Annotated in this window: 11 protein-coding genes; 3 read left to right on the forward strand and 8 right to left on the reverse strand. The window is 50.1% G+C overall.

What is annotated here, in order from left to right:
- Positions 1 to 20: 20 nt before the first annotated feature.
- Together X474_RS19500 and X474_RS19505 are read right to left on the reverse strand one after the other, a co-directional pair.
- Positions 21 to 1,061 carry a helix-turn-helix domain-containing protein gene (locus X474_RS19500; protein ID WP_052515428.1) on the reverse strand — a complete coding sequence of 347 codons (1,041 nt, stop codon included), beginning with the start codon at positions 1,059 to 1,061 and terminating at the stop codon, positions 21 to 23.
- 658 nt (positions 1,062 to 1,719) lie between these two features.
- Positions 1,720 to 3,003, reverse strand: a complete 1,284-nt coding sequence (locus X474_RS19505; protein WP_197282198.1) for a PAS domain-containing sensor histidine kinase — start codon at positions 3,001 to 3,003, stop codon at positions 1,720 to 1,722.
- A 527-nt stretch (positions 3,004 to 3,530) separates the two neighbouring features.
- Here X474_RS19505 and X474_RS19510 point away from each other — a divergent pair.
- On the forward strand, positions 3,531 to 4,886 hold the full coding sequence (locus X474_RS19510) for an NAD(P)/FAD-dependent oxidoreductase (RefSeq protein ID WP_044351308.1): 1,356 nt from the start codon (positions 3,531 to 3,533) through the stop codon (positions 4,884 to 4,886).
- 2 nt (positions 4,887 to 4,888) lie between these two features.
- Here the strand turns inward: X474_RS19510 and X474_RS19515 are convergent, their stop codons facing one another.
- From X474_RS19515 to X474_RS19540, 6 genes are all read right to left on the reverse strand, one after another.
- Positions 4,889 to 5,770, reverse strand: coding sequence for a hypothetical protein (locus tag X474_RS19515; RefSeq protein WP_044351309.1), 882 nt, complete (start codon positions 5,768 to 5,770; stop codon positions 4,889 to 4,891).
- On the reverse strand, positions 5,767 to 7,098 hold the full coding sequence (locus X474_RS19520) for a TIGR04283 family arsenosugar biosynthesis glycosyltransferase (RefSeq protein ID WP_052515429.1): 1,332 nt from the start codon (positions 7,096 to 7,098) through the stop codon (positions 5,767 to 5,769). Before X474_RS19520 ends, X474_RS19515 begins: the two co-directional genes overlap by 4 nt.
- A complete protein-coding gene (locus X474_RS19525; protein WP_044351311.1) occupies positions 7,099 to 8,559 on the reverse strand; it encodes a dihydrolipoyl dehydrogenase family protein in 1,461 nt (486 codons plus the stop codon).
- Positions 8,560 to 8,627: 68 nt separating this feature from the next.
- Entirely contained in the window at positions 8,628 to 9,344 is a 717-nt protein-coding gene (locus tag X474_RS19530) for a TVP38/TMEM64 family protein (RefSeq protein ID WP_044351312.1), read from the reverse strand.
- A gap of 86 nt (positions 9,345 to 9,430) precedes the next feature.
- Positions 9,431 to 10,363 (reverse strand): arsenosugar biosynthesis radical SAM (seleno)protein ArsS, encoded by a 933-nt coding sequence (gene arsS, locus X474_RS19535; protein WP_044351314.1) that lies wholly within the window; start codon positions 10,361 to 10,363, stop codon positions 9,431 to 9,433.
- A gap of 24 nt (positions 10,364 to 10,387) precedes the next feature.
- The gene (locus tag X474_RS19540; protein ID WP_044351316.1) at positions 10,388 to 10,720 is read right to left on the reverse strand and encodes an arsenosugar biosynthesis-associated peroxidase-like protein; all 333 of its coding nucleotides are present in this window, start codon (positions 10,718 to 10,720) and stop codon (positions 10,388 to 10,390) included.
- 358 nt (positions 10,721 to 11,078) lie between these two features.
- On the opposite strand from X474_RS19540, the gene X474_RS19545 reads away from it, so the two are divergent.
- Together X474_RS19545 and X474_RS19550 are read left to right on the forward strand one after the other, a co-directional pair.
- On the forward strand, positions 11,079 to 11,693 hold the full coding sequence (locus tag X474_RS19545) for a plasmid pRiA4b ORF-3 family protein (RefSeq protein ID WP_044351318.1): 615 nt from the start codon (positions 11,079 to 11,081) through the stop codon (positions 11,691 to 11,693).
- Positions 11,694 to 11,896: 203 nt separating this feature from the next.
- A partial coding sequence (locus X474_RS19550) for a transposase (protein ID WP_231688355.1) occupies positions 11,897 to 12,281 on the forward strand: 385 nt, incomplete at its 3' end.

Below are 12,281 nucleotides of genomic sequence, written 5' to 3' on the forward strand. Positions count from 1 at the left end.
GGGTCTTTCGAGCACAGCACTTATTTTTTAGCGTACCGCACTGTTTTATGAGAGCTGTCCGGGCAGGGGAGTTGATGCAAGACGCGGCGTACGGCTCCAGGTGGGTGACCAAAATGGGAAAAAAAGGCTTGCGAAAAGCTGGATTGACTGGCAAAACCCACGGACTGCGCAATTTCCGCCAGGGGCTTGTCGCTCTTGACCAGTAAACGGTAAGCCTGAGCCAGCCTTTCCTTTCGCAGCAGCCCGAAAACAGTATCACCAAAAAGTTGCCGGAATCCCCTGTTAAGTTTATTCCGGTTAAGCCCGACCATGCGGCCCAGTTTGATGAGATCCGGCGGATCACTAAGGTTGTTTAACAGAATAAAATGAGCATGGCGCACTTGCTCCTGCTCAGGCTGTCGCAGTTTTGCTGAACTTGCTGAAAAATTGCCAAAATTGAGCCGCATTGCGATCAGCTCCCACAGTTTGGCTTCTTGATACAGTTTGGCGAGCGTCCCTTTATATGGGGTGTTAACCAACTGCCCTATTATCCATTCCATGGCCGGGAGCATAGCCGAGCAATGGAAAAAGGGACCTTTTCCGTCTTTGTTTTTCAGTAAATCCACCAGCCGACGCCAAGGGGCGGGCGGCTCTTCTCCCATTATCTCCAAAAAGCAACTGGGCGCGGCAAAGATGGAAAAATGAGTGCAGCCTGAACTGCTGTCAAATTGCACTGTTCCCTGGCTATGGGGAGCCCAGCAAATAGTAGATGTGCCTGTGGTTGTTATGTATTCCAGATCGTTTTGGGCGCAACAGTCAGGCTTGAACCTCATTCCGCCCTTGATGTGGAAAAAGATGCATATTGGAGATTCTTTGATTTTGTAACGGAGTTGCTCAATTCGCGGCAGGCGTTTATCGATGGTTTCAAACAGTAGGCAGTCTCTCAACTTAACCAGCTGGTTTTGATCGTCTGCACCATTTACCGTATGGGAAATGTAGATTATTTTTTCCTGGGGCCACGCTGGTAGTTGGTCGGAACCGGTAAGGGGAAGAGGAGTTTGAATATCTAAAAACAGTGTCATATTTGTATACTTTTAGTGAGCAGTCTGGATAGAATATTTGAAGCTCTACAAAATTTTTTAACTCATAAAAAATTATAATACAAGAATTAATTAATTAGTTAGATAATTTATTAGGATTAATGAAATATACGGAAAATCCACTAAACGAGTTTGTCTCAAGGTTTTACTTCAATTCGCGAGGCACCGCTAAAACTTTAAATGAATTTCCCACAGCGCCACCCCAGGCGCTTATTAGATTTTTCGGGTTGGCTCAGGCGTTGGATGTCTCTAATTCATATGTATTAGACATATGTGGAATTAGGCATAGGTATTGCATCCTATTGGGAATGGTTGCGCTCGGCACGTTTACACTCTCCTAACAGGGGCAGGCAGGGAGGGTTCTTGTGCGGGCGCAACTTTTTTTCTCTATTATTGCTTGACGATATATAACTGTCTGTTTTTAAATATAATAAATAGCTGATAAAAATTTAAGGCGTGCGCTTCCGGGGGGAAGGTGTCGCTTTTGAAATATGATTCAGCTTATTAGTACTACTAAAGTTTAAAACATAAATCGGGTTGTTTTTGCCGATATTAATACTATAAAATACCCGATTCGGGCTTAAAGGTAAGATTGATGGCAGCGGTTGATTCACCTGTCGAAGTGTTGATAGTATTTTTTTTAACAGTCAGCCCCAATTTCCACTGTAAAGGTAGTCCCCTTTCCTTTGGTGCTATCTACATGCACATTACCTTTATGCAGCTTCACAATTTCCTGCACCAGGCTCAACCCGATACCCAAGCCCTCCAGCCTGCCGGAACCAGAGACCTCTTGTGAACGATAAAACCTGTTGAATATATGGGCAATATCCTCACGGTTAATTCCCACTCCGGTATCGCGTATCATAAGGACGGCTTTCTGCTCCTTTTGTTGCAGCAGAGCCTGAACCTCACCGCCTTCCTTGTTGTATTTTATGGCGTTTAAAAGCAGGTTATCCACCAACTGAATAAGCTTTTCCGCATTCCCGTTTACAACCAGTTTCTCAGGCCGCTTGACCAAGAGTGCAACCTTGTTTTCAGCGGCCATTGGTTTTAAATTTTCAATTTCATTGTGCAAAAGGGCGGCCAGATCCACTTTTACCATTTGCACCTGCTCCCGGCCGTGGCTCAGTCTGGCCAAGTCCAAAAGGTTGTTGATCTGCTTTTCCAGCTTTTCCAGGTTTCTCCAGCAGATGGACAGGTACTCCTCTTTGTTTTCCTCCGGCACCCTACCGCTCTTTAACAATTCCATAAACCCCTTCAAGGCAACCAGGGGGGTTTTCAGTTCGTGGGTGAGGGTGGTCAGGAACTGATCCTTCAAGGCTTCCATTCCCTTGATTTCTTCCAAGGCATTCTCCAAAGCTGCTGATTTTTGAAGCAATCGGTTATGCAGTTCTTCGCGCTCCGTGACATCCCTGAGCATTACACCCAACACCCAGGGCCTTCCCTGTGGGGTTGGTTCCCAGGAGATGCTCATCTCCACCTGGCGGGGCCCGGAAGCGGAATCCAATTTGGCTTTTAAGCGGTCACTTTGAGGGGAGGCTAAAATTTCCTCCAATGGAGCTTTCAGTTTGACAAATTTATCTACAGGTTGTCCCAGGACTTCCTTTCTGAGCATCCCCAGAGCCTTGAAAAAGGATTGATTCGCATCAAGAATGCGGCCTCCGGCAGGTGTCAGGGACAGAAACATATCCGGCGAGGCCTCGAAAAAGCGGCGGTACAGGCTTAAGTAGTCCACCAGCACATCCCGCATTACCTGAATGGCAAGCCCCAGATTGCTTAAATCGGGCAGGTCGGTCGGTGGGTTGTAGATTGCCTCTGAATTGCCCAGGGCAAGGGAGTTGCAGTAGTCGATCAGATTTTCTGCCTGACGAGCCAGCCTTTTGTGCCAATAAAAGGATGCCACCAGCGCCGCGGCCAAGGCCATGCAAAAGCAGCCGCCGGCCATATACCAGAGGGCTTCGCTGAGTTCACCTCCGTTTCCCCAAAGAATGAGTCCGAAAAAAAATGTTACCGGAACAGTGGAAAGTAGTATTAAACAGGCCGTGTTTTTGATGAAGGAGTGATTGGTCATTTCATACAGGTTTCTGAGAATAAATAGGAGGCGCCCAATAAATGGAATAAACTTTTTTTCTGCCTTTTGCCTGTTCAAGCCGCATTGGTTGTTTTTTTATTTTTCCTGAAACCGGCCCTTGGTTCTCATGAGCTTGATCCTGTAACTGAACGTTCACAAAAATCCATGGCCAGATTCATGCAAAAGTCAGGATTGCTCAAAAAAATGGAATCTCATTTGCGCAAAAGCCGGAAGAATTTTATAAAAAATTGAGGCGCATTCCAGGAAAATCAAGATTACGCTTTTAGGTCAGAGGTGTCAATCTTTTGTGTTTAGGCTACAAATATTGTAGTGTTAGAGTTATTTTGGCATTATGACAATAAACCATATCCGGAGACTTTATGCCTGATTACAAAGCGGTTGTTATTGGTGCGGGTCCGGCCGGCCTTTTTGCCGCCCTGGGACTTTGTGAATCCGGCCATTGTCCGATCTTGATAGTTGAGCAAGGCAGGTCCATTGAAGAGCGTTCAAGGTCAAGAAAGCCGGATATCCTGAAGGGCTGGGGAGGCGCCGGGGCCTTTTCTGACGGTAAGCTCACCCTGAGCCCCGAGGTGGGTGGTTTTTTAAGTGAGCTTTTAAGCCCAAGGGAACTAAGCGAAGCCATGGCCGAAGCCGACCGTCTTTGGCTGGATTTCGGGGCCCCGGAGCAGGTTTTTCAGGGGGACCCCGAGCAGAACGCCGATTTTAAACTTAAATCCAGACTGGCCGGGATGATTTTCGTGCCTTCGCCTGTACGCCACATGGGCACTGAAAATTGCCGTCAACTTTTGGCTGATATTTACAAATACCTTTTGGATAAGGGATGCGATGTCCTGACCCAGGTGCAGGCCACGGAGATAAAGGTTGAAAACGGTGTACTTAAAGGCGTTTCCCTGGATAATGGTGATTTTGTTGGAACCTCTCAGGTGATTGTTGCGCCGGGCAGGGTGGGCAATCACTGGATGCAGGCCCAGGCGGCTAAACTTGGTCTGGCCACCAGACCCAATCCGGTTGACATAGGGGTGAGGGTGGAGACTTCGGCCGCGGTGATGCGGGAATTGACCAAGGTTTTCTATGAATCCAAGCTGGTTTACTATTCTTCCACCTTTGACGACAAGGTGCGCACCTTTTGCATGAACCCCTATGGCGAGGTGGTTATGGAAAAGGCCGGGGATCTGATAAGTGTAAATGGTCATTCCTATGCCAGGAAAAAAACAGAGAACACAAATTTCGCCCTTTTGGTCTCAGCCACCTTTACCGAGCCTTTTGATGATCCCATAGCCTATGGCCGTTCCGTTACCAAATTGGCCAATCTTTTGGGAGAGGGCGTTTTAGTGCAACGCCTGGGTGATCTTCTGGCCGGAAGGCGATCCACGCCCGAACGCCTGGCCCGCTGCCTCACCAGGCCCACCCTCAAGCAGGCCACGCCCGGTGATCTTTCCTATGTGCTTCCTTTCCGGATACTGCAGGACATAATCGAGATGATCCAGGCCATGGATAAGCTGGCTCCGGGCCTGGCGGAAAGGGATACTCTCCTTTATGGCGTGGAGGTGAAGTTCTATTCCCACCGTATTGAACTCTCCTCCAGCCTGGAGACGGCGATCAAAGGCCTTTATGTCATAGGCGATGGAGCGGGTATAACCAGGGGTCTGATCCAGGCCTCGGCCTCAGGCCTGGTCTGCGCCAAGGCCATTTTGGCGGCTAACGGGTCAGGCTGAAATCAGTCTTTACGATTCAGTCGCTCAAGATCTTGGGGCCGGGGTATGGACCTTTCACAGGGAACCCCGGTCTGACAAAGGCCGCAGGCGTATCCTTTAATCCCGTATTCACTGAGAAGGTATGGAGCCACCTTGCCCCTGCTGTGGGCCATGCACTTGGCCTTGTCCTTGCCTTCTGGCGTGATGGCCCCCACAGGGCAGCGTTCCATGCAAAGTCCGCAGATGCCCCGGCTTGCCATGAGACAATATTGCATGTGGGTTTTATAGGGCCTTTTATCCGGGGTTAGGTTTATCTCGGCGATCACCGAGCCCACCCGCACGGCCTTGCCTTTCGGGGTGATCAGCCCGGCGCAGATGCCAAAGGTGCCGAGCCCGGCGGCATATGCGGCGTGACGTTCAGACCAGCAGGAAGACCTGCCGTATTTGGGAGATTTTTTTATCTGCCAGTCTTTAAGCAACAGAGGCGCAACCGCCCTGATGCCCAGATCGGCCAACCTATGCACCAGGTGCTTTCTCAAGGCGCTGTTGACCGCCTCGCCCTGCCAGCGGGACCTCACCCAGGCCCGGGAGGGGTAAAAATCCATTTTCCGGTTGTCGTGGCGGGCGGTTTCGGTCTGGGGCAAGACCCAGGCTATGATAGTCAGGTCCTGGTCCCTGGCCGGGCCGTGAACCAGGCCAAAGGCCTCCCGGGGAAGCCAGTAAAAGTCACCAATATCCTGTTGGTAGAATTCAAAAAGGGGATCGTCGGCCCGGGCAAAACCCACCAGGGGATCGTCCCAGGCCCTGGCCTGGTCAGGTTCTCCCAGGTTGTTGTTATGCGGGTCAGCCAAAAAAGACCTGATCAGGCTGGTTATGGTTTCCTTGTTTGCCTGCTTTTTGTTCATGGCTCTTTACTTTTCAGGTTATGGGTGGTTTTTGAGCCGTAGTAAATACGGTAGCAAAGATCCGCATCTCCTCCCAACATGTATATTGCGGGTATCAGGTAATTGACCAGGGTCGTGCGCCAAATCCCCAGCTTTTCCCACCTTCTGGCAGAGGTGACTGCGGGCAGGGGAGAAATCCTTATCTTGCCTTTTTGCTTGAGTCGTTTTATCAGGTCCCAATCCTCCATAATGGGCTGATTCCTGAATCCGCCCACAGACCGGAAAAGATCTGTTTTTACATATAGGGCCTGGTCCCCATAGGGCAGGGAGGCCAGGGAACAGCGCAGGGCCACGGTTTTTTCTATGAGCCAAAGTCCCGGGGACTTATTGTCCAGTTTAAAGGTGAAAGCACCGGCTGCTGTATGGGGCCGGGCCAGAATCTTTAACACCTCTTTTGACCAGCCGGAAGCGAGCCTGGTGTCTGCATGCAGAAAAACAAGGTGCTCTCCCAAGGCAAGCCTGGCGGCTGCGTTCATTTGCCCGCCTCTTCCCCTTTGGCAGGTAAAGGCCAGGGCTCCGGCCTTTTTGGCCAGGTCCAGAGTGTTGTCTTCTGAAACACCGTCCGCCACTATCACTTCCAGGGGATGCTCCGCCCTGGCCTGGTCAATGGTTCTTGATATGTTTTTTTCTTCGTTTAAGGTGGGGATAATCACACTTATAGTCTGAGATCTTCTTTGTTTGGCTTCCTTCCAACAGGCCAGATCTTCTTTATTGTCCAAATCCCTCAGGCCGGGCAGAATCCGGGCGTCAAGGCCGTATTTTCCTGCAGTTTGCAATAGCGGGCGGCTTCTTGCCCAATTGCCCGGTGCAAAAAGTTCAGGCTGGTCTTTAGTCAACCCCAAAAGATAGTATCCGCCGTCCAGGGCAGGGCCCAGAACCATTGGTTTTTGGTCAAGCAGCTCAAAGGCCCGGGCCAGAAGTGCGGAATCCAATTCCGGGATATCGCTTCCCACCAGCACAACCTGGCCTTTTCCTTGTTTAAATGCCTCTGAAACGGCTCTTTGCATGCGCAGGCCCAGGTCTCCAGGACCCTGAAGCCGGTACAAAAGATCAGGCCCCAGCCACTTGCGGGCCATCTCCAGTTCATCCGGAAGCCGCACCTCCAGCTCAAGTTCCAGCATAAGCCGGAGCCTGCGGGCCTGGGCCATGGTGCGTTCGGTAAGGCGTTTTTGTAAACTGGCCGCGCCTTGCGGGCCCAGGGTTGGAATGAGCCTGGTTTTGGTCTCTCCAGCCCTGGGATAACGGGTGAATACAATAAGCCTTCTTGAGGTGATTTTTTGAGCGGCCATTTAAGGCTGCTCCGGGGTGCAGGCCCTTCCCTTGGTGTTAAAGATCAGCTTAAGGCCTTTTTTGATTTTTTCGCTGAACAGTTTTTGGGCCATAAGATCTCCGGCCACCTTTTTATTGATTTCGGCCAGGGTTGGATAGGGGTGCACAGAAGAGGCCAGGGTCGATATTTTCACCTTGGCGTTAAGCACAGCCACCCATTCGCCGAGCAGATCACCGGCCTGGGGTCCCAGGATCTGGACGCCCAAGGGCCTTTCATTGGAATCCACCAGCATTTTTATACAGCCCCGGCTTTGGCCTTCGGTCAGGGCGCGGTCGTTTTCAGAAAATTCCTCTTGCCATACCTTGTACTCAATATTTTTTTGTCTGGCCCTTTTTTCATTGAGCCCCATACTGGCCAGTTCCGGATCCGTATAGGTGCACCAGGGCAGCCAGGTGTAGTCGGCCTTTTTCGGCAGCCGGAATATGGTGTTGGCCAGAACCACGCCTCCTTCATAACCGGCCGCATGGGTAAACTGGTATTGGCCCGTGATATCTCCCGCCGCAAAGATATGCTTATTGCTGGTGCGCAGCCGGTTGTCCACCGTAATGCCTTTGCTTGAATATTCCACCCCGGCCTTTTCCAGGCCAAGGCCTTCCAGATTGGGCTTTCTACCCAAGGCGATCAGGAGTTTTTCCCCTTTAAGGCGAATCTGTTCGCTGTTTTCATTTTTAATTACCAGTTCAGGAACCCCGTGTACTGAGTTCACCCGGCTTACTGATGAATTCAAGTAAAATTCAATTCCCTCGAACTTGAGGCTTTCCATGATTCGGTCGGCCAGGTCCTTGTCTTCCTTGCTTAAGATTTGGCCGCTTCTCTGAACAACGGAAACCCGGCTGCCGAGCCTGGCGAAAGCCTGGGCCATTTCAACGGCAACAGGCCCCGCGCCCAAGATAATAAGAGAGCCTGGCAGGCAATCCAGGGTGAAGAGGTCTTTGTTGGTGAGAAAGGGGGTTGATTCAAGCCCTTCAATATCCGGAACAGCCGGGCTGGAGCCTGTGGCGATAACCCAGTGCCTGGCAGTGAATGTTCTGTCATCCAGGGCAACAGAGTGAGGGCTTGTGAAACAGGCTTTTCCCTTTACCACCTGCACCCCAAGGCCGCAGAAGCGCTCCTCTGAATCATGTTTTTGGATCTTTTGCCGGACTTCGGCAATATGGGCTGCAATGCGGGCAAAGGAAACCGGCGGAGGCTGGATTTTGGGCAGTCCAAACACCGGGCCGTTTTTCATAAGATGAAAAACCTTGGCTGACTTGATCAAGGTTTTGCTGGGGACACAGCCAAAATGAAGGCAATCTCCTCCCAGGGCTTCTTCCTTTTCCAGTAAAACAACCTTGGCTCCCAGTTGAGACGCGCCGGCAGCCACGGTCAGGCCTGCCGCGCCGCCTCCTATTACGCCCAGATCATATTCGTAATCAGACATCGGCTTTGTCTCCTTTGTTCCGGCTGCCTTTGAATCTTAAAAAGTTAAGCCGGGAGGAGTTTGGTTTTCTATTTGCCATGAGAGTTTGGTTGATCAAGGCTTTTTGAGGCCTTGATTTTGTTTAGCATCCATTTGGCAATCAAGGGAAACAGTCCCAGGGCGGCAAAGGAGGCCGCCACCACAGGCGAGAGGATATCCTCGGGCGAGGTGATCGCTCCGAGTTGAGCCCCTGCATTCACAAAGACCACAGTGCCTGCAAGCATGCCGACTTGGGAGACCCAGTAAAAGGAAACCAGTTTGATCCTGGTCAAGCCCATAACCAGGTTGATTATAAAAAAGGGAAACACCGGCACCAGGCGCAGGGCAAAAAGATATAACAGACCGTCTTTTTCCATGCCTCTGTTTATGGGTTTTATCTGGTCGGAAAAGCGCTTTTGAACCCAATTTCCCAGTACATAGCGGGAGAAAAAACAGGCCAGGGTGGCCCCTATGGTGCTGGCAAAGGAGACTGTTATCAAGGCAGGCCAAAAACCGAATATGGCCCCGCCCAAAAGGGTCATGGGCCCGGCTCCGGGTAGGGAAAACGCCCCCACCAGGACATAGAGCAGAAAAAAACCGGCCAGGGTGAACGCGTAATTTGCCTCCCGGAACCCGATCAGCTGATTTTTAAGCTTTCCCAGGTTGGCAAAGGTAAGCTCCCGATGCAGGTCCAACCCAAAGAAAAGGCTTAAAACCAGAATTAAAACCCCCGAGATGACAAATTTTGTTAAAGTGCTTTTTTTCACGGCGCAATACTTTTGGCTGCCAAGGCGTTTTACCGATCCAATCTTAATAAGAGTTTTCCCTGAACTCAGGTGACAATGGCCCCACCTCAGGTAAAACCTGCTCCTGCCGTGCAGGTGTAGCAGTGGTCCAATAAAGGAATGGGGCTTCCCGCTTCAGGAGCCTGGGAAAGACTGCTTACATGGGTTTTTCTTCCTGCCAGGGGCTTATCCACAGCCAGGTGAAAATCACAATCATACAGGTAACCGTCCCAATTAACCGAAACCTGGTTGCGGCACATTACCTGTTCCACGGCGCCGGGATTAAAGGCAGTGGCCAACCTCCCCAGATAGTCGTCCAAAAGGCCCTTTTCCTGTAGCCAGTTGCGGAACCTGCCCAGGGGCACATTGGCAAAGCTGTAAAGGTTGTTAAAGGAAATGCCGTGCTTGCCTAAAAGCTGCCTTTTAAAACGCTGCTCACTCTTTTGCTGGTCCGGCGGTAAAAAGGCACCGGCCGGATTGGTTATCAAGTTAAGCTCCAGGCCGGTGTCTTCTTTACCGTAACCCGCCTTGTTCAAAATGGATAACGCCCTGACGGTTCGATCAAAGACCCCCTTGCCCCGCACTGAATCGGTCTGTCCGGCGTTCAAGGCGGGGAAGGAGGCCATGATTACGATTTCCAGTTCTGCCATTTGAGCGATGAGATCATCGTGCTCCCCATCGGTTAGCGCGGTTAAGTTGGCCCTGAACATGACCTTTTGGGCCAGATTTTTGGATTTTTCCAAAAGCCGGGGGGTGTTGGGATTTAGTTCCGGGGCGCCACCTGTGATGTCTATACTGTGAAAACCGCACTGCGATGCGTATTCGATGACTTGACGGGCAGTATCCCTGGACATGGATTCCGTTCTGTGCGGACCGCATTCAAGATGGCAGTGCTTGCAGGCCTGGTTGCAGACCAGTCCCAAGTTGATCTGCAGGGTTTTTGTTTCTGCCCTGGTCAGCTTGATATGGTGTTGTTTCAGGGTCTGGGCAAAGGAAACCATATGACCTCTTCCAACCGATGTTGACTAGATGGAGAGTTTGTCTGCCAGTTTTTGCATCTGCACGCCATGCACCAGTGAAGCGCCTCCCCTTATGGCGCAGGCCACATGCACAGCCTCGGTCATCTCGGCCTGATCAGACCCCTGCTCCAGACAGGCGTTGGTGTAGGCGTCAATACAATAGGGGCATTGCACCGCATGGGCCACGGCCAGGGCGATCAGCGCCTTTTCCCTCTCCGTAAGGGCTCCCTCTGCAAAGACCGCCTCATAATAATCAAAAAATTTTTTGGCCAGGTCCGGCGCTTCTTTACCTATCTCGGGGAATTTATCCAAATCTTTGGGATCATAATAGGTATCCATCTGAGTTCCTTTCTGAAAGCGGTCAAGTCATGTGAATATTGAGCTGTTTTTTCGGAATCGGCTTTTGGGGGCAGTCTCTCAAAAAAAACCAAAAAAAACCATATTAATAGAATAATAAGACAGACAAGGAAGTATTTCCAGAATCTGATTTACCGGCCAGGTGTTTTTTGGGCAGAGGCTTTTTCAGGATGTCGGCGTCAGTCGGGGGCTTTTAGGTGCTCAAGATAAATTTTAGACTTTCTCAACAATAAGAAGTACGGCATAGTGAGCTTTAAAATGTGTGGTTCCGCGTCCAATTTTTACCCATGCAGCCTTGGGGATAAAGGATTTTAATCATGAGAATTGAGGAGGCTTTCATATGGCCCAAAACAATAATCTGATTCACCAGTTCAAGATCAGCTTGATCGGAACAGAGCCTGCAATATGGCGAAGGATACAAGTGCCAATCAAATTTAATTTTTGGGATTTGCATGTTGCCATTCAAGATTCGATGGGCTGGCTTGATTGCCATTTGCATGAATTTAGACTACGTCCAAAATATAAGCGTAAGATCATCCGTATAGGCATACCGGATAATGAATTTGGTGAAACATCAACCATTCCAGGTTGGGATGTTCCAACCGCAGAATTTTTTATTGAACCTGGCGTGAAGCTAATTTATGAATACGATTTTGGTGATAGTTGGCAGCACGAAATCGTTTTGGAAGGAATTATTTTAAAGGAAAAGGGGGTTAAATACCCTCAGTGCATTGGCGGTGAAGGTGCTTGCCCGCCAGAGGATTGCGGAGGCCTCCCGGGTTATTATAACCTTCTAGAGATACTGGCTAATCCAAATCACCCGGAATATGAAGACGAGATGGCCTGGCTACAAGGCCATCTCAAGGATTACTATCCTTATGACCCAAACGAATTTGATCCTAAAGACGTTCGTTTTTGCAACTCTAAGAAACGTTGGGAAAAAGCTTTCATGTAGTGCTTGGGCTAATCAAATTTGTAGATAACGTAAGATATTTTTCGCTTTTAATAGTAGGTGGTGGTCTCCGTATGGTGAAATCGAAATTGCCAATATTTCACCCACCAAACGAAAGGACCACCACCTTGGACAAGGATAACACCAAAAAGCTCGGGCATGTCGTGTATATCGACGAGGGTAAGATTCGGGGCCATTTGGACGAAATGGTCAGGGGCACAGTGGAGCAGACCTTAAACGATTTACTGGATGCCGAAGCAGATAGACTCTGCAATGCTCCCAAATATTCCAGATCCCCTGACCGGGTTGACAGTCGTGCCGGTCATTACGAGCGGAAGCTTTTGACCAAGGCAGGGGAAGTGAAATTAAAGGTGCCAAAACTTAGGGAGGCCATCTTCGAGACCGCGATTATTGAGCGCTACAAGCGGCGGGAATCATCCGTTGAAGAAGCGATGATCGAGATGTATCTGGCCGGAGTAAGCGTAAGACGGGTCGAATCCATAACCGAAGCGCTTTGGGGAACCAAAGTAAGCCCCGGCACGGTCAGTAAACTAAATAAGCGGATATACAGCCATATTGAAAGATGGCGCA

It is taken from the genome of Dethiosulfatarculus sandiegensis (genome assembly GCF_000931935.2).
Classification (GTDB): domain Bacteria; phylum Desulfobacterota; class Desulfarculia; order Desulfarculales; family Desulfarculaceae; genus Dethiosulfatarculus; species Dethiosulfatarculus sandiegensis.